Genomic DNA, 16,934 nt, shown 5'->3' on the forward strand with positions numbered 1-16,934 from the left:
GTTGTTTATCCCGAGTTATTCTTATTCTGTGAAATATAATTATCAATCTGAATTTAATTCTGTGAAATTTAATTATCAGGATATTTTAAATTAAACTTAATAAGGACTTTTTGTGAATTTTAATTATCAGAATAAATTGTAATTTTAATTAACAAGGTGGTTTATGGAAGCAAGTAGTACCAGCAATGCCATTATGGTGGCAGGCAAGAGGATACTGTGTGCTCAGACGCTCTTAGGGTTGTTATTCATTGGATTCGAGTATTTTCGATATGGAACGTTAAGCGCAGAGTCTGCGTTCACCGGTGTCGTTATCGCCGTGGTGCCGTCCTTGATCGGAATGTTACTGGCGTCCATTAAATCGAAGTTCAAACCCACGGAGAGTTTACGCGACTTAATGAACTTAAGCCGCAACATCAAAGTGATATACACCATCCTGATGTTTGTATTGACCTTTCGATTCATGGCTCTGCGCAACATAGTGGTCTTGATTGCATTCAGTGTGACAATGCTCGGGCATTTCTTCACGCCGATGTTTAAGGACAAGGCCGAAAGGAAAGCATAGATGGAGAAGGTTCAATCGGCTCATGAATACATTGAGCACCACCTGACCTTTCTTACCTCTGGCGAGGGTTGGTCAGGCATCAATATCGATTCCATGATCATGGTTTGGGTTCTGGGAATTGCCTTCATTCTGGCGTTCCGCTTTGCAGTCAGCAAAGGAACCAAAGGAGTACCAGGCCGTTTCCAATGTTTTATCGAATTGATTTTTGAATTCGTCGAAAACATTGTCAGCGAGATTTTTCTGGCCAAAGACAAGTTGATTGGCCCGCTGGCTCTGACGATATTTGTTTGGGTATTGCTGATGAACGCAATCGACTTATTACCGATTGATTTTATTCCAGCTATCACTCGAATGTTGGGGATTGGTCACTTTAGAGATCTACCGTCTGCAGACGTGAATATTACGATGTCTATGGCACTCGGTGTATTTGCTTTAGTGATTTTCTATACGTTAAAAAACAAAGGAATTAAAGGGTTTATTAAAGAGTTAACTACGCAACCTTTTTCTCATCCTTTGTTATATCCAGTTAATTTTGTGTTAGAACTGGTAACGTTAATTTCAAAACCTATTTCATTAGGTTTGCGATTATTCGGCAACATGTACGCAGGTGAAATGATATTTATCCTGATCGCATTAATGCCGTGGTGGATGCAGTGGGCATTAAGTGTTCCATGGGCATTATTCCATATTTTAATCGTTGTTCTTCAGGCCTTCATATTCATGGTTTTGACCGTAGTTTATTTAGGTATGGCAGTAGAAGAACACCACTAATTTATTTCTCAAATTTATTTAATTTTAACTTGTTGATTCAATTCTAGGAGTTGTTATGGATATCGTTAGCGCAGTTCTGTATGTAGCCGGTGCACTATTGATTGGTTTAGGTGCCGCGGGTGCAGCCGCAGGTATCGGTAACCTGGCAGGTAAATATCTGGAAGGTGTCGCGCGTCAACCTGATTTGACCCCAATGCTTCGTACCCAGTTCTTCATCATGATGGGTCTTGTGGATGCGGTACCAATGATTGGTGTGGGTATCGGTTTGTACATCATCTTCGCCGTAGCGTAATTCGAAATTAATCGTCAAAAACACGTTATGAATGTGAGGGTGCTATGAATATCAATGCCACTATGCTCGGCCAAGCGATCTCGTTCGTGATCTTCGCGTGGCTGTGCATGAAATACGTCTGGCCACCACTCGTCAAACTGTTGGATGAGCGCCGCGCCGAAATTGCTGAAGGTCTGGCTCAGAAAGAGAAAGCCGTAAAGGAACTTGAGCTGGCGAAAGCCAACGGTGCCACCGTGATTGCCGAAGCGCGCGAGAAAGCGCAGGCCATCATTGCGCAAGGTCAGCAGCGTCAGGACCAATTGGTCGCTGAAGCGGTGGAACTCGCCAGACAAGAAAAAGACCGCATCATTGCGGAGGGCAAGGCGGAAATCGATAACGAACGTAACCGCCTGCGTCAGGAACTGAAAGCGGAAATGGCCGACCTGGTGATCGAAAGCGCCAGCAAGCTAATCAGCCGCAATCTCGACAGCACTGCGAATCGCGATCTTGTGAACCGATTCATCAGTGAAATGTAGGAGGACGCATGTCTGACTTAACTGTCGTCGCTCAACCTTACGCCAAAGCCGCGTTTGATTTCGCCAAAGAAACCGACGCGCTGGACGAATGGCAGCAAACGCTGACCATCGCCGAGATGATTCTGACTCAACCCAACACCGTTCTGATGCTCAATGAGCTGGACGAAGAGAGCTCTGAACAGCCGCTGCTGGAGATGATGCTGCAAGTGGGCGGTGAGTTTATGAACCAGTACTTTCAGAACTTTCTGAAAGTACTGGCAGAGAATCGTCGGTTAAAAGCGCTGAGCGAAGTCCTGAGCCAGTTCCGCGAGTATATGGCGGAATTCCAACAAACCATGAATGTGACAGTGTGTACCTCCGAGCCGCTGGATGATGAGCAAGCATTGCAGCTTACTCAAGCATTAACGCAGCGCTTTGGCAAAACCATCACGCTGGAACAACAACTGGATCCATCCCTGGTAGGTGGTGTGGTGATTAAAGCCGGCCAAACCGTGTTTGATGGCAGCGTCATCGCCAATATCGGCCGCCTCTCGACCAACCTACATGTGTAATGGGGTAAAGAAATGCAATTAAATTCAAACGAAATCAGTGAATTAATCAGACAGCGTATCGTCAACTTCGACCTTGAAAGCGAAGCACGTAACGAAGGTTCTATTGTCTCTGTCAGTGACGGTATCATCACCATTCACGGTCTGTCTGACGTGATGCAAGGTGAGATGCTGGAACTGCCGGATAACCGCTTTGCACTGGCGCTTAACCTGGAGCGTCACTCGGTCGGCGCGGTGGTCATGGGCCCTTACGCGGACCTGTGCGAAGGCATGAAAGTGAAAGGCACCGGCCGCATTCTGGAAGTGCCAGTAGGTAACGGCCTGCTGGGTCGTGTGGTGAACACGCTCGGTCAACCTATCGACGGTAAAGGCGCGATCACGTTCGATCGCATGGAACCCGTCGAAGTGATTGCACCGGGTGTTATCGACCGTAAATCGGTCGACCAGCCGATTCAAACTGGCTACAAAGCCGTGGATTCTATGGTGCCAATCGGTCGTGGTCAGCGTGAGCTGATCATCGGTGACCGTCAAACGGGTAAAACCGCGATGGCCATTGACGCCATCATCAACCAGAAATCTCTGGGTGTGAAATGTATCTACGTGGCAATTGGCCAAAAAGCGTCAACCATTGCCAACGTGGTTCGTAAACTCGACGAGCACAACGCACTGGACAACACCATCATCGTGGTGGCCTCTGCTTCTGAAGCGGCGGCGCTCCAATACCTGGCACCTTACGCCGGTTGTACCATGGGTGAATACTTCCGTGACCGCGGTGAAGATGCACTGATCGTTTACGATGACTTATCTAAACAAGCGGTAGCGTATCGTCAAATCTCCCTGCTGCTCAAACGCCCACCAGGCCGTGAAGCATTCCCGGGCGACGTGTTCTACCTCCACTCCCGTCTGCTGGAACGTGCAGCTCGCGTGAACGAAGCGTACGTAGAACGTGCCACCAACGGTGAAGTGAAAGGCAAAACCGGTTCATTGACGGCGCTGCCAATCATTGAAACCCAAGCGGGTGACGTGTCAGCGTTCGTTCCGACCAACGTGATTTCGATTACTGACGGTCAGATCTTCCTGCAAACCCAACTGTTCAACTCGGGCCTGCGCCCGGCGGTTGACCCGGGTATCTCGGTCTCTCGTGTCGGTGGTGCAGCGCAAACCAAAGTCATCAAGAAACTGTCTGGTGGTATTCGTACTGCACTGGCGCAGTATCGTGAACTGGCGGCGTTTGCTCAGTTTTCTTCCGATTTGGATGAGACTACGCGTCGTCAGCTTGACCACGGTGAGAAAGTGACGGAGCTGATGAAGCAGAAACAGTACTCACCGATGAGTGTGGCCGAGCAAGCGGTGGTGATTTTCTCTGCCGAGAAAGGGTTCCTGAGCAACATTGAGCTGCATGACATCGCCAAATTTGAAGACGATTTGCTGGCATACGCGCGTGCAAACGCGGCAGAACTGCTGCAAACCATCAACGCGACCGGCGATTACAACGGCGAAATCGAAAGCCAGTTGTTTGCGCTGATGGAAGCGTTCATGGCACTGCAATAAGGGCATTGCATCACTCAGTAGGAGGCCTTTATGGCAAATACGAAAGAGATCCGCACCAAGATTGCCAGTGTTCAGAATACCCAGAAGATCACCAGTGCGATGCAGATGGTGGCCGCGAGCAAAATGCGCAAGGTACAGGACAACATGGAAGCATCGCGTCCTTATGCCATCAACATGCGCAAAGTGATCGGCCACGTGTCATCCGGCACGCTGGAGTACAGCCATCCGTTCCTGCAAGAGCGGGAAATCAAACGTGTGGCGTACATCATCATCTCTTCAGACCGTGGTTTGTGCGGCGGTTTGAACTCCAACCTGTTTAAGCAGGTATTGACGGAGATGCAGGATTGGCGAGCCAAAGGCGTCGAAGTGGATACCACACTGATTGGTTCAAAAGCGATTGGTTTTTTCCAGTCGATGGGGAAATCCATCGCGCAGACTTCGGGTCTGGGTGACAAGCCAAAACTGGAAGAGATGCTGGGCACCGTGAACGCCATGATGGAGCATTACTCCGAAGGCAAGATCGATCGTCTGTATATGGTGTTCAACCAATTTGTGAACACCATGGTGCAAAAGCCCCGCGTACTGCAACTGCTGCCGTTTCCGAAAGAGGATATTGAGCGTGATCAGAACAGTCGCTGGGACTACATCTACGAACAGTCACCTCAGGACATCCTCAACCATCTGATTCACCGTTACGTGGAATCACTGGTGTATCAGGGTGTGGTTGAGACTATCGCCTGCGAGCAGGCTGCGCGAATGGTGGCGATGAAAGCTGCGACCGATAACGCGGGCCAACTGATTGAGAACCTGCAACTGGTGTACAACAAAGCACGTCAGGCTGCGATTACCCAAGAGCTGAGCGAAATCGTTGCAGGCGCCCAGGCGGTTTAGAGAGAAATTTGAGGTTTTTATTATGAGTATTGGCAAAATCGTCAAAGTGATTGGCGCGGTTGTTGATGTGGAATTCGAGCAAAACCAAGGGCCGAAAGTCTACGACGCGCTGAAAGTCATCGGCGGCAACAACTCGTCACTGATGCTGGAAGTACAGCAACAAATGGGTGGCGGTATCGTACGTTGTATCGCTATGGGTTCATCGGATGGCCTGAAACGTGGCATTCAGTGTGAAACCACTGGCGGCCCGATTACCGTACCTGTGGGTGAGAAAACCCTTGGCCGTATTATGAACGTGCTGGGTGAGCCGATCGATGAATGTGGCCCGATTGGTGAGGAGCAGCAATACGAGATTCACCGTCCGGCGCCAAGCTATGAAGAGCAGGCCAACAGCACCGCGCTGCTGGAAACCGGCATCAAAGTCATTGACCTGATTTGTCCGTTCGCAAAAGGCGGCAAAATCGGTCTGTTCGGTGGTGCGGGTGTCGGTAAAACCGTCAACATGATGGAACTTATTAACAACATCGCTAAAGCGCACTCTGGCTTGTCCGTGTTTACTGGGGTAGGGGAACGTACCCGTGAAGGTAACGACTTCTACTACGAGATGAAAGACGCTGGCGTACTGGACAAAGTGGCGATGGTGTATGGCCAGATGAATGAGCCACCGGGTAACCGTCTGCGCGTGGCGCTGACTGGCTTGACCATCGCGGAGCGTTTCCGTGACGAAGGCCGTGACGTGCTGCTGTTCGTCGATAACATCTACCGTTACACACTGGCGGGCACCGAAGTATCGGCGCTGCTGGGCCGTATGCCTTCAGCGGTAGGTTACCAGCCAACATTGGCGGAAGAGATGGGCGTGCTGCAAGAGCGTATCACGTCAACCAAAAATGGCTCGATCACCTCAATCCAGGCGGTATATGTACCTGCGGATGACTTGACCGACCCCTCGCCAGCCACCACCTTCGCGCACTTGGATGCGACGGTAGTTCTGTCTCGTAACATTGCTGCACTCGGCCTGTATCCTGCGATTGACCCACTGGACTCCACTTCGCGTCAGTTGGATCCACAAATCGTCGGTCAGGAGCACTACGATGTGGCGCAGCGCGTGCAGATGACTCTGCAACGCTACAAAGAGCTGAAAGACATCATCGCGATTCTGGGGATGGATGAGCTGTCGGAAGATGACAAGCGTCTGGTTTCTCGCGCCCGTAAAGTAGAGCGTTTCCTGACTCAGCCTTACCACGTGGCTGAAGTGTTTACTGGTCAGAAAGGCGTGTTCGTTCCGCTGAAAGACACCATTTCAGGCTTCAAAGCGCTGCTGAATGGTCAGTACGATGACATTCCGGAACAGGCATTCCTGTACTGTGGCACCATCGACGAAGTGCTTGAAAAAGCCAAAACGCTGTAATTGGCAGGAGGCAACATGGCGATAGCTGTTACACAAAACACGTTTCAACTCAACGTAGTGAGTGCTGAAGGCACCTTGTATTCTGGCCCCGCGCATGGCCTGGCCATCGCTGGCGCAGATGGTGAACTCGGGATTCGCCCGGGCCACTCTCCGCTGATCAGCAAGATCAAACCGGGTGTGGCGCGTATTGTTGGTGACTTGCATAAGCCAGAGGAGATCCTCTATGTCTCTGGCGGGTTGGTGGAAGTGCAACCGGATATCGTCACTGTACTGGCCGATACCGCGCTGCACAGTAAAGATATCGACCGGGCTCGCGCAGAAGCGGCACGCAAAGCCGCGGAAGAGAACATTCGCCACCACGGTGACGATTTCAGTTTCGCGCAGGCGCAGATTGAGCTGACCAAAGCGCTGGCACAGCTGCGCGCGGTAGAGCTGGCCATGCAAGCCCGCCGTTAATCTTCACTGCAAAGCCAATAAAAAAGGCACGTTCACTTTTTGGTGACGTGCCTTTTTGTTTTCGCGAAAGCGACTAGCGAATCGGCAACATGCCGCTTTCTGTGGCCAGCAACAAGGTCAGTTCGGCGGCGGAGATAGCCACGCAGCCAGATGTGTTTTGCCCGCACCAGAGCGGAGTGAAATCGTCACGGCCTTGCTGTTCGGCTAACGTGCGCAGTGCGGACATCTCGGCTGACGCATACGGAAACTGCGGTGCGAGTGAAGAAAGATAGTTGAGATCGCGCATGGCGCGGTTAACGATACCGCGCGCTGGTCGGCCGGAGAACACATTGGTTAAGGCGGTGTGCTCGGCGCGAATGCACGAAATGGCGCTGCGGTGCAAGGGGGAGGTTTTGGCTTCGCTACACAGCATATAGGCTGTGCCCAGTTGCACGGCTTCGGCGCCCAGTGTCATGGCGGCTTTAATACCACGGCTATCGGCGATGCCGCCAGCGGCAATCACGGGAATACGCACATTGTGGGCGATTTGTGGTACCAGCGCGAATGTACCGAGTTGCGTGGTCACATCGTTCGTCAGGAACATACCCCGATGTCCACCCGCTTCCGCGCCCTGCGCAATGATGGCGTCGGCACCGTGGACTTCTAACCATAGCGCTTCCTGTAAAGTGGTGGCTGAAGAGATCACCGCGCACCCCCAGGATTTTACTCGCGCCAACAGATCCGGTTTCGGTAATCCGAAGTGAAAACTGATCACGCGTGGCTGGTAGTGTTCAATCGCGTCAGCAATTTCATGGCTAAATGGCAGTCGGCTGGCGCCGCCGCTATGGTTTTCAGGTTCGCTGCCGAGCTCGTTAAAATAGGGGCGCAGGGTATCACGCCAGATTTGCTGCTGCCGCGCATCCTGCTCAGGCATTTCATGGCAGAAGAAATTGAGGTTGAACGGTTTGTCTGTCGCAGCCTGAATCGTCTCGATTTCGGCAACAATCTTATCCGCACTTAACATTCCGCACGGCAGTGAACCTAAGCCACCAGCTTCACACACCGCGATGGCTAGCGCGCTGTCTTGCACGCCTGCCATCGGGGCTTGGATTATCGGCAGTTCGCTGCCGAGCAATTCGGTGATCTTACCTTTGTACATCGTACATCCTTTCGTTTCGTATCGGATTCAGTGGTTGGCTTAACGGTCGCTGACAGCAATTTTGCCCGCCAGACCAATCAGCAGCACGCCCGATACGCCTTCCATGACTCGTGAATAACGACTCGCTTTTGGGCTCCCTAACAACCAACTGCCAGCCGTGGCGTAGAGCACATTGCACAGCGTCGCCAGCACACTGAATACTAAGCCGAAAGTAAACAGTTGCATGCTCGCGGAGCCTGCCGACAGGTCGATAAATTGCGGAAGAAAGGACAAAAAGAACAGCGCTACTTTCGGGTTGAGTACGCTGACAATAACGCCTTGCATAAAGATATTTTGCGGCGCTTTTGCTTGATGGTCGAGGCTGAGCTGGCTGCCGCCACGCCACATCGCCAACAGAGATTTTATGCCGAGATAGACCAGATACGCCGCCCCAAGCCATTTGACGACAGTAAACGCCATTGCTGAGCTGAGAATCAGCGCCGACAAGCCCAAACACGCAGCCAACGTGTGAACCACATAACCCACACCGAGCCCGAGCGCGGCTTTCATACCCGCGGCCATTTTCCCTTTCATGGTGTTCGAGACGATATAAATCACATCGGGGCCTGGGATCAAATTGATCGACAGACAGGCGATTGTAAACAGCAGTAACGTGTGGTGTTCCATTCCTAAGTTCCATGTGGTTTGACATCGATTCACGTTGCGTGATGACTGGAAATGAGTCAAATAGATTGTGATTTAGGCGACTGAAACTTTGATAGCAACGACAACATGGTGCATAAAATGCGACGCATTGCACTTCAAAAAATCAACGGCTTGCGCACATGGCTTGACGTTCGCGGCTTAGAGATGGCCTTGAAGTGAGCTTTTTACACCAAGGAACCATTTACAATGTAAACCTACTTGAAAGCGCAGCATTTAGGCGCTGCTTGCTTTCAGCGCCTAAAATAGGATGGTTCACCCCGTAGATTGTGGTAGAGTCCGCGCCTGCGTTTTCCCGCTTTTTATTGTTTCTATTGCCTCTTCAACCCAAAGCACAAGGTTCCGCTAATGCCATTTTCTACTCTCTCATTGAGTTCTGAGCTAATTCACGCACTGCCAAAAGACGTCAAGAAGCCGACCGATATTCAAGCGTTAGTTATTCCAGAGTTATTAGCTGGCAAAGACGTGTTGGCATTGGCGAATACCGGCAGCGGCAAAACGCTCGCTTATGCTTTGCCGTTGTTAGAAAAACTCAACGCAAATCCTCAGCAAAAAGCGCTGATTCTTGTGCCAACGCGTGAGCTGGCAATCCAAGTGAGTGAAGCGATCAACCAAGTTGGTCAAGCGCTTGAACTCAACGCGGTGTGTTTGTGTGGCGGCGTTGATAAAGCGCAACAGCAGCAGGCGCTCGCGACAAATCCTCATATTCTTGTCGCGACGACCGGTCGTTTGGTTGATCTGGCGAATAACGGCTTGGATTTGAGCCATATTCATACCCTCGTATTGGATGAAGCCGACCGTTTGCTAGACATGGGCTTTTGGCCGGATGTACAAAACATCGCGATGCAAACCGCCAATCAGCGCCAAACGGCAATGTTCTCAGCGACCTTCTCTGATGCGTTGAAGGAAAAAGCGAAGCAGTTGATGCGCGCACCCAAACAGGTGGCTGCGCATCAAGAAAACAGCACCAATCAAGACATCACTGAAACGCTGTTTTTAGTCAATAAAGGCAGTAAAACCAAAGCGTTGATTGAACTTGTCCAACAAAATGCTTGGACGCAGGTGTTGGTCTTTATCGGTGCGAAAGAGAACGCCGATGGCTTAGCGAAGAAGCTCAATAAAGCGGGTGTGTCAACCACTGCGCTGCATGGTAATAAGAGTCAAGATGAGCGAGAAGAAGCGCTGGCTCAGTTTAAATCAGGTCAGGTAAACGTACTGATCGCCACGGATCTGTTAGCGCGCGGCATTCACATTGAACAGCTGCCAGTCGTGATCAACTTTGAACTGCCAATGCATGCCGAAACATACGTTCACCGAGTGGGGCGCACTGCCCGCGCAGGCGAGCAAGGTGTGGCGATGTCGTTGGTCTGTCATGGTGAAATGGACGCACTGAACGCGATTCGTCACCTCACTCAACGTGCATTACCAGTGCAAGATTTGGCAGGCTTTCCTGTGACGGACAAACCGTCAACAGGTGAGAGCAAACGTGCGCCACGGGATAAAAAGGCCAACCGTCGCACCAACAATAAGAGCAGTATTAAACAGTTTCAGGGTAAGGTGAAACGCCAAGCGCCGAAAGCCAAATAGTCGAAGAGCCAAGCCTTTACGCCTCTAAGTGAGTCGCGTGGCTCTGTGTTATCTGGCGTTTGCTGGTGTCGTTAACACTTGTTGATGTCGCACCAACGCCTCATTCGATGTGACGGGCAGGATTTGTATAGGTTTAACGTTAACCAACAATCCGTGTTGAACGCTTGTCTCACGCGTGGTCACTGACTCGGTGGCGCTTCAAGTGTTCGGTGCGCGGGACACCGAACCACTCAATCAGCGGGATGGGTTATTTCAGCAGGCTGGCGTAGATCTGCATGCCTTGTGCGGTCAGCGAATACACCCGGCCTTCTTCTTTCGATACCAAGCCACTGTTGACCAGTTGGCGCAGATGGAAATTGAATTTGGTGTGGTCTTCAATTCCGACCATACGGCACAAATCCATGAACTTCACTTTGCGGTGCAGCTTGAGCTGCTTGACCACCGTGCGACGAATCGGATTCGACAGGGCACTGAAGATCTGATCATGCTCGCTTTCGGCAATATCTGCTTTCGGTGCGTGCTCTGCGTGGACGCGCTTTAGAGTGACTGATAAAGCCGCGAGATTAAATGGCTTAGTCAGAAATTCATCGGCGCCTTTCTTCATCGCATCGACGGCAATATCCACCGTCGCAAACGCGGTTGTGATGATGATGCCGATGTTCGGTTGCAGGCGACGCAGAGTCGTCAGGGCATCAATGCCCGTCATCCCGCCCATCACGACATCGAATAGGGCCAGATCAAACGGCTGCTTGGCGGCGATGTCGAGGGCGTCTTCTGCGTTGTCACAGGCGGTGACCGCGAAAGATTCTAAAGTCAGCGCTTCGATGAGCACTTCGCGAAGCTGCGGATCGTCTTCTGCGAGTAACAGTTGTAACGTCATTGCATTTTCCTCGGGATGCGAACTTCGACTGTGAGTCCATTATCGTGGTTATAAAGTAACAGTTCGCCGTTGTGTTGCGTAATGATTTGTTTGCACAGCGCCAGCCCCATCCCCGTGCCTTCCCCTTTGGGCTTGGTGGTAAAAAAGGGCTGAGTCGCTTTGGAAAGCAGAGATTCAGGCATGCCACCACCGCAATCCGTAAAAGTCAGAATGGCGTTAAGCTTATTCTGAAACCCCTGAATGCGCAGTGATTTGTGAGTCTGGCTGGCATCGACGCTGTTGCCGATAAGATTACTGAACACCTCTTCCAGTAACCCGGCATCGCCAAAAATCTTCAGTTGGCGATCGACATTCACCAGCAAGTCAAAACCTTCTAAGCGGTAATGATTGAGTGATAACGCCTGATCAATCACTTCCGCCAGCATTACTGGTTGGCGGTCAATTGGCTTGTGGTGTGCGTAGTTAAGGACTTCCTGGCTGATTTCCGCCGCGCGGCTCAGGCCATAACGAATACGGTCGATTTGGCGCTTGTGATTGCTGTCGTGCGAGAGCTGATTTTCCAGTAAATCGCAGCTCATCATCGCACTGCTGATGGGCGTTTTGATTTCGTGAGCGATGGCGGAAGTCAGTTCACCCAATTCGCGGAGTTTGGCGTCTTGCAAGGAGAGTTGTAGCGCCGATTGCAATTGTTGGTCGTGTTCACGGTCAAATACGCGCATCGCATTCCACAGGCTGAGCAGAATGCCGTAAGCACACAGCAGACTAATCACTTGCACCCGCTGCGCGGCATCGTCGGTCAGAAAACCGGCGCTGAACGCATAACCAATCAGCGCAATGCCCAGCAGTTTGAATGCGCGTGACGAACCAAAGCCTTCAAACTCAACGCGGTCGGCGTAACTGTATGTCGCCAGGCCTGCCAACGTACTGAACCCTAAGCCGAATACCCAGCGAATATGGTTGCTGGCGTAATGGATAAATACGGGGAAAGAATAATGGGTGTAGAGCCAGTAAAGGCTGGCCACAAGAAGAAACAAAAGCAGAATGATCGCCTTTTTAATCAATGCGATATGCTGCTGCGGCCACATGCTCAGCGGTAGCATTCGCCAGGCGAAATAGGCGAGTGGTAAAAACGACAGCCCCAGTTTGAACACGCGAAACGCGTCGATGCCGCGGGTCAGAATGAATTCGTGTTGGTAGAGATCGAAGTAGAGTTCGGTCCAAATGTGAAAAGCGTGGACAAGGCCAAACAGCGCAAAAATCGGCAGGACTTTGGCGATTCGAATGCTGCTGTTTTTGAGGTTTCGCGAGAATATGGCAAAGGAGGCGGCGAAAAAAGCCAGACCGGAAAGCAGGTAAAGTTTGAAGATGATGAGCATGTCCATTGCGCGAGTCTAAATGACATAAAAGACACTATCAATTGAGGAAATTACTCAAAACGTCACAGTTAGATTGCACGAATCGTCAGTGTGGCACGTGAATGTCACGGAATCGAATGAACAGGAAGCTAAACACGGATTAGCGAGGCGAATGGCCTGCGACGTGTGATGGCACGTCGCAGGTCAGCCGCCAGAGCGGATTATTGCGGCGGATAGTAACCAAGGCGCATGCCGCCCCAATGTCGTCCGTTAACCATTACAGGCACAGAAATGTCATGCATCACTTCGCCTGTATCGCGTTTATAGGTCTGCAGCAACATGGTGTGAGTATGCTTGCCGCAGCGCAGGCCGACGCGGTCACCAAAAATCCGTTTGGTGCGGTTTCTGGCCATGTCCACTTTGGGATCGCCCGTCAAAGCCTGACAGAACTGATTATTGTGGGTCGGTACGTAACCGTGATCGTCGGTGGCGATCGCGTACACCATTTCGCGGCGCTGTTTGATGATCGGCTCTTGCAGTTCAGGCAATACGGCATCGCAATATTGATCAAACGCGGTGTGATACTTGGCCGGCGAAGTATTGGCAATAGGCTTGTGCTGACGATCAAACAGAGCTTGTTCGGCGATCTTGCCCGATGCGATATCGGCTTCAAAACGCTCGCCTACCGCCTTCGCCAGTCCGGCGGCTAAATCGTAAAACGGACGGTGAATGCTCTCTTCAAAGTGTTCCACCAACACCGCATTACTGTGTTCCGCAATCTGCATCAATTGCTCAGCTTCGCTTTGTAAATCAGACAGCTCGTTGTCGCTGTCGGACAATTCGCGCTGAATATGTTCAATTGATTCAGCAATCTGGCGCAGGCTATGTTCGTTGGCAATCACATCCTGACTGATGCCGCTCATTTGTGACTCCACTTCCTGCGATTGGTGGGCGATGCTGTGCAGCCGCTGATTGACGCTTTCAACCTGAGTCACGCCTTGTTCGACTTTATCGGACAGCGCGGTGATGGTGGCCGTCACTTCCTGCGTCTCATCAAAAATTTGTTGCACAATGCCGGATACTTCATCGGTGCTGCGCGAAGTGCGTTCGGCAAGGCTGCGAACTTCATCCGCCACCACCGCAAACCCACGGCCACTTTCGCCTGCGCGCGCCGCTTCAATGGCGGCATTGAGCGCCAGCAGGTTCGTTTGCGCCGCAATATTTTCAATCACTTCGGCGACAGTTTTGATGCGGTGGACTTGCTGATCCAGTGTCTGGATTTGAGCCACAGACGTGGCTGTTTGCGCACTAATCTGTTGCATGCCTGCGATGGCCGATTCCAGCTCGCCGCGGCCTTCCTCGCTGGTATCGCGCATAGTCTGAGTGGCTTCCAGCGCAGATTGCACGCTGGTGGCCGTCACGGCAAGCGTTTCGGTAATGGCATTCGAGGTGTCAGCAATGGTGTGAATGGAGGCGACTTGGCGCGAGGTTTGCGCTTTCACCACATCAATTGCGTAGGACACATTGGCCGCGCTGACGGCGTTATTGTTGAGTTCGGCGGCAATCAACGGCGCCACAGCGTCTGCCTCTTTCGTGAGTGGGTGCGAAGACACAGCGGTTTGCCCGGCACGCTGCAATAGCAGCACGACAGCGGCGGTGAGAATAATCAGTGCGGCACTTTCAATACCAAGCCAGAGGCCGCCTGCCACTGCCAAAATAGCGCAGGCAGTCAGGCTCAAGCCAATACGTTGTTGAGCGGATAGCATACTTCGTCCTAGTCATTATTATTGTGATTTTTTATCCCTGCAGCTCCGTATTGCCGACAGCCGGGTCAGCGTTGAAACAGCAGAGTAGCGCCTAAACTATAGCGTGATTTTTACCTGTAGAACGTTGAGCTTGTGCCGCCTTTCACTAAAGTATGATTGCGCTGGATAGCGAATATGTTAGGCCGCCATTTGGCGCTTCACCCTCTATTCCGTCCTGTGCTAACACCGTCCAAAAATCATCATTAATTATTTTCATGTTGAACATGAAGTAATGCCACTTTTATTCATATAACCGCACATGTATAAAAAATACAGCGCTCATAACTCTAAATAATATTGATGTGGCTGGTTAACCCAACCCAATCACGCAGCCCACGTCGAATAACAACAGTGAAAAGTACAGAGAGAGCAGTAAAGTCAATCAGGTTTAGCTCAAGCAATAGGAAGGATGATTACGATGAATACAGGCTTTAAATTTACGATTAACAGTGTGGTCTTTGATGAGAATTATCATCCTTCTGATAGCACCCGCATTACCACGAACTTCGCCAACCTGGCGCGCGGCGAAAGCCGCCAGTCGAACCTGCGCAATGCGCTGAAAATGATTGATAACCGTTTCAACGCGCTGGCGAACTGGGACAACGCCACCGGCGATCGTTACTCTGTTGAGCTGGAAATCATCTCGGTGGATTTAGATATCGAAGGCAGCGGCCAAACATTCCCATCGATTGAGATTCTGAAAACCAACATCCTTGACCACAAAACCAACGAACGTATTGAAGGTATTGTTGGCAATAACTTCTCATCTTACGTGCGCGATTACGACTTCAGCGTATTGCTGCTGGAGCACAACAAGAACCAAGCGAAATTCTCGATTCCAGAAGGTTTTGGCGACCTGCACGGCAAGCTCTTCAAAACCTTTGTGGATTCCTCAACCTACAAAGAAGCGTTTGCTAAGCCGCCGGTGATTTGCCTGAGTGTGTCAGACAGCAAAGTCTACGATCGCACGGAAAATTACCATCCGATTCTGGGCTATGAATACCTGCCGAATGAGTCGTCATTGACCGAGCAATACTTCAAAAAAATGGGTTTGCAGGTGCGATACTTCATGCCTGCGAATAGCGCCGCGCCTTTTGCATTTTTCTTCTTTGGCGATCTGCTGAATGATTACACCAATCTGGAGTTGATCAGCACCATCAGCACCATGGAGACGTTCCAAAAGATCTATCGCCCGGAGATCTACAATGCGAATTCGTCGGCAGGTAAACGCTACCAGCCGAATTTAAAGAATCTCGATCATTCCATTACCCAAATCGTGTATGACCGTGCAGAGCGCAGCCAGTTAGCGGTTGAACAAGGGAAGTTTGCGCAAGAGCACTTTATCAAGCCTTATCAAACCATTCTTGAACAGTGGTCTGCCAACACACCTTTGTAATTCACTCAAATTGATAGAAGAATTGACTATGAAAAAACTATTACCCACTTCAACCTCTGGCAGCCTACCGAAACCAACGTGGCTTGCTCAACCGGAAACACTTTGGTCGCCTTGGAAACTGCAAGGTCAGGAACTCACCGACGGCAAGCACGACGCGCTGCGTGTGTCACTGCAAGAGCAGCAACAGGCGGAAATTGATATCGTCAGCGATGGCGAGCAGACGCGCCAACACTTTGTGACCACCTTCATTGAGCACCTGAGCGGCGTTGATTTTGAGAACCGCAAAACGGTCACGATTCGTAATCGCTATGAAGCGAGTGTGCCAACCGTGGTGGGACCGGTGTCACGTCAAAAATCGGTGTTTGTCGAAGATGCCAAGTTCCTGCGTCAGCAAACCGACAAGCCGATCAAATGGGCGCTGCCCGGGCCGATGACCATGATCGACACCCTTTACGATGATCACTACAAGAGCCGCGAAAAACTGGCGTGGGAATTTGCCAAAATTCTGAATGAAGAAGCGAAAGAGCTGGAAGCTGCGGGCGTGGACATCATTCAGTTCGATGAACCTGCGTTTAACGTCTTCTTTGATGACGTGAACGAGTGGGGCATTGCGGCGCTGGAGCGTGCGATCGAAGGCCTGAAATGCGAAACCGCGGTCCATATCTGCTACGGCTACGGCATCAAAGCCAACACCGATTGGAAAAAGACGCTCGGGAATGAATGGCGTCAATACGAGGCAGTGTTCCCGAAATTGCAACAATCGAACATCGATATCATTTCGCTCGAATGTCACAATTCACGTGTGCCCATTGAACTGCTGGAACTGGTGCGCGGCAAGAAAGTGATGGTGGGTGCCATTGACGTGGCGACCAACACGATTGAAACCCCAGAAGAAGTAGCTGACACGCTGCGCAAAGCGCTGCAATTTGTCGATGCGGATAAGCTCTACCCATGCACCAACTGCGGTATGGCGCCTCTGTCACGTGACGTTGCCCGTGGTAAGTTGAATGCCCTGAGCGCTGGCGCTGAGATTATTCGCCAAGAGATTTTGGCTAAATCATAAACTCACTTGAACAC

The 16,934-nt window shown here is 51.1% G+C and carries 17 protein-coding genes; 12 read left to right on the plus strand and 5 right to left on the minus strand.

Annotated features, from left to right (window positions below; genetic code table 11):
- Positions 1–163 precede the first annotated feature (163 nt).
- From JIG40_RS09005 to JIG40_RS09045, 9 genes are read left to right on the plus strand one after another with little or no spacing between them, the layout of a single operon-like run.
- On the plus strand, positions 164–562 hold the full coding sequence (locus JIG40_RS09005; RefSeq protein ID WP_199465185.1) for an ATP synthase subunit I: 399 nt from the start codon (positions 164–166) through the stop codon (positions 560–562).
- Complete coding sequence (atpB, locus tag JIG40_RS09010) at positions 563–1,333, plus strand: F0F1 ATP synthase subunit A (protein ID WP_020329061.1); 771 nt, start codon at positions 563–565, stop codon at positions 1,331–1,333.
- Positions 1,334–1,388: 55 nt separating this feature from the next.
- Complete coding sequence (atpE, locus tag JIG40_RS09015) at positions 1,389–1,625, plus strand: F0F1 ATP synthase subunit C (protein WP_004727739.1); 237 nt, start codon at positions 1,389–1,391, stop codon at positions 1,623–1,625.
- Between the two features lie 44 nt (positions 1,626–1,669).
- The gene (locus JIG40_RS09020; RefSeq protein ID WP_020329063.1) at positions 1,670–2,140 is read left to right on the plus strand and encodes a F0F1 ATP synthase subunit B; all 471 of its coding nucleotides are present in this window, start codon (positions 1,670–1,672) and stop codon (positions 2,138–2,140) included.
- An 8-nt stretch (positions 2,141–2,148) separates the two neighbouring features.
- Positions 2,149–2,691 (plus strand): F0F1 ATP synthase subunit delta, encoded by a 543-nt coding sequence (locus tag JIG40_RS09025; protein ID WP_199465186.1) that lies wholly within the window; start codon positions 2,149–2,151, stop codon positions 2,689–2,691.
- Between the two features lie 12 nt (positions 2,692–2,703).
- Positions 2,704–4,239 carry a F0F1 ATP synthase subunit alpha gene (gene atpA / locus JIG40_RS09030; protein WP_024374457.1) on the plus strand — a complete coding sequence of 512 codons (1,536 nt, stop codon included), beginning with the start codon at positions 2,704–2,706 and terminating at the stop codon, positions 4,237–4,239.
- Between the two features lie 30 nt (positions 4,240–4,269).
- Entirely contained in the window at positions 4,270–5,130 is an 861-nt protein-coding gene (gene atpG, locus JIG40_RS09035; RefSeq protein ID WP_020329066.1) for a F0F1 ATP synthase subunit gamma, read from the plus strand.
- 22 nt (positions 5,131–5,152) lie between these two features.
- Complete coding sequence (gene atpD, locus JIG40_RS09040) at positions 5,153–6,538, plus strand: F0F1 ATP synthase subunit beta (RefSeq protein ID WP_020329067.1); 1,386 nt, start codon at positions 5,153–5,155, stop codon at positions 6,536–6,538.
- A gap of 15 nt (positions 6,539–6,553) precedes the next feature.
- Complete coding sequence (locus JIG40_RS09045) at positions 6,554–6,994, plus strand: F0F1 ATP synthase subunit epsilon (protein ID WP_020329068.1); 441 nt, start codon at positions 6,554–6,556, stop codon at positions 6,992–6,994.
- Between the two features lie 73 nt (positions 6,995–7,067).
- Here JIG40_RS09045 and JIG40_RS09050 read toward each other — a convergent pair whose 3' ends face one another.
- Positions 7,068–8,132 (minus strand): nitronate monooxygenase, encoded by a 1,065-nt coding sequence (locus JIG40_RS09050; protein ID WP_199465187.1) that lies wholly within the window; start codon positions 8,130–8,132, stop codon positions 7,068–7,070.
- Positions 8,133–8,171: 39 nt separating this feature from the next.
- Positions 8,172–8,798 (minus strand): LysE family translocator, encoded by a 627-nt coding sequence (locus JIG40_RS09055; RefSeq protein ID WP_047460374.1) that lies wholly within the window; start codon positions 8,796–8,798, stop codon positions 8,172–8,174.
- Positions 8,799–9,182: 384 nt separating this feature from the next.
- On the opposite strand from JIG40_RS09055, the gene JIG40_RS09060 reads away from it, so the two are divergent.
- Positions 9,183–10,421 carry a DEAD/DEAH box helicase gene (locus tag JIG40_RS09060; RefSeq protein WP_199465188.1) on the plus strand — a complete coding sequence of 413 codons (1,239 nt, stop codon included), beginning with the start codon at positions 9,183–9,185 and terminating at the stop codon, positions 10,419–10,421.
- Positions 10,422–10,668: 247 nt separating this feature from the next.
- Here the strand turns inward: JIG40_RS09060 and JIG40_RS09065 are convergent, their stop codons facing one another.
- From JIG40_RS09065 to JIG40_RS09075, 3 genes are all read right to left on the minus strand, one after another.
- The gene (locus JIG40_RS09065) at positions 10,669–11,301 is read right to left on the minus strand and encodes a response regulator (RefSeq protein WP_024374452.1); all 633 of its coding nucleotides are present in this window, start codon (positions 11,299–11,301) and stop codon (positions 10,669–10,671) included.
- Positions 11,298–12,683, minus strand: a complete 1,386-nt coding sequence (locus JIG40_RS09070) for a HAMP domain-containing sensor histidine kinase (protein WP_199465189.1) — start codon at positions 12,681–12,683, stop codon at positions 11,298–11,300. Before JIG40_RS09070 ends, JIG40_RS09065 begins: the two co-directional genes overlap by 4 nt.
- A gap of 194 nt (positions 12,684–12,877) precedes the next feature.
- Positions 12,878–14,422 carry a methyl-accepting chemotaxis protein gene (locus tag JIG40_RS09075; RefSeq protein ID WP_199465190.1) on the minus strand — a complete coding sequence of 515 codons (1,545 nt, stop codon included), beginning with the start codon at positions 14,420–14,422 and terminating at the stop codon, positions 12,878–12,880.
- A 457-nt stretch (positions 14,423–14,879) separates the two neighbouring features.
- Between JIG40_RS09075 and JIG40_RS09080 the strand changes: the two genes are divergently transcribed.
- Together JIG40_RS09080 and JIG40_RS09085 are read left to right on the plus strand one after the other, a co-directional pair.
- Entirely contained in the window at positions 14,880–15,857 is a 978-nt protein-coding gene (locus JIG40_RS09080) for a DUF1852 domain-containing protein (RefSeq protein ID WP_199465191.1), read from the plus strand.
- 28 nt (positions 15,858–15,885) lie between these two features.
- A complete protein-coding gene (locus JIG40_RS09085) occupies positions 15,886–16,920 on the plus strand; it encodes a methionine synthase (protein WP_004727751.1) in 1,035 nt (344 codons plus the stop codon).
- The last annotated feature ends 14 nt before the right edge of the window (positions 16,921–16,934 follow it).

Source organism: Vibrio sp. bablab_jr001 (genome assembly GCF_016464285.1).
Classification (GTDB): Bacteria; Pseudomonadota; Gammaproteobacteria; order Enterobacterales; family Vibrionaceae; genus Vibrio; species Vibrio fluvialis.

What these genes read in the sequence shown, in the direction of transcription:
- atpE (WP_004727739.1), top strand. Translation starts at nt 1,389, where the DNA reads ATGGATATCGTTAGCGCAGTTCTGTATGTAGCCGGTGCACTATTGATT.
- JIG40_RS09085 (WP_004727751.1), top strand. Translation starts at nt 15,886, where the DNA reads ATGAAAAAACTATTACCCACTTCAACCTCTGGCAGCCTACCGAAACCA.
- atpG (WP_020329066.1), top strand. Translation starts at nt 4,270, where the DNA reads ATGGCAAATACGAAAGAGATCCGCACCAAGATTGCCAGTGTTCAGAAT.
- JIG40_RS09065 (WP_024374452.1), bottom strand. Translation starts at nt 11,301, where the DNA reads ATGACGTTACAACTGTTACTCGCAGAAGACGATCCGCAGCTTCGCGAA.
- JIG40_RS09025 (WP_199465186.1), top strand. Translation starts at nt 2,149, where the DNA reads ATGTCTGACTTAACTGTCGTCGCTCAACCTTACGCCAAAGCCGCGTTT.
- JIG40_RS09020 (WP_020329063.1), top strand. Translation starts at nt 1,670, where the DNA reads ATGAATATCAATGCCACTATGCTCGGCCAAGCGATCTCGTTCGTGATC.
- JIG40_RS09070 (WP_199465189.1), bottom strand. Translation starts at nt 12,683, where the DNA reads ATGGACATGCTCATCATCTTCAAACTTTACCTGCTTTCCGGTCTGGCT.
- atpA (WP_024374457.1), top strand. Translation starts at nt 2,704, where the DNA reads ATGCAATTAAATTCAAACGAAATCAGTGAATTAATCAGACAGCGTATC.
- atpB (WP_020329061.1), top strand. Translation starts at nt 563, where the DNA reads ATGGAGAAGGTTCAATCGGCTCATGAATACATTGAGCACCACCTGACC.
- JIG40_RS09045 (WP_020329068.1), top strand. Translation starts at nt 6,554, where the DNA reads ATGGCGATAGCTGTTACACAAAACACGTTTCAACTCAACGTAGTGAGT.
- JIG40_RS09075 (WP_199465190.1), bottom strand. Translation starts at nt 14,422, where the DNA reads ATGCTATCCGCTCAACAACGTATTGGCTTGAGCCTGACTGCCTGCGCT.
- JIG40_RS09080 (WP_199465191.1), top strand. Translation starts at nt 14,880, where the DNA reads ATGAATACAGGCTTTAAATTTACGATTAACAGTGTGGTCTTTGATGAG.
- JIG40_RS09060 (WP_199465188.1), top strand. Translation starts at nt 9,183, where the DNA reads ATGCCATTTTCTACTCTCTCATTGAGTTCTGAGCTAATTCACGCACTG.
- atpD (WP_020329067.1), top strand. Translation starts at nt 5,153, where the DNA reads ATGAGTATTGGCAAAATCGTCAAAGTGATTGGCGCGGTTGTTGATGTG.
- JIG40_RS09055 (WP_047460374.1), bottom strand. Translation starts at nt 8,798, where the DNA reads ATGGAACACCACACGTTACTGCTGTTTACAATCGCCTGTCTGTCGATC.
- JIG40_RS09050 (WP_199465187.1), bottom strand. Translation starts at nt 8,132, where the DNA reads ATGTACAAAGGTAAGATCACCGAATTGCTCGGCAGCGAACTGCCGATA.
- JIG40_RS09005 (WP_199465185.1), top strand. Translation starts at nt 164, where the DNA reads ATGGAAGCAAGTAGTACCAGCAATGCCATTATGGTGGCAGGCAAGAGG.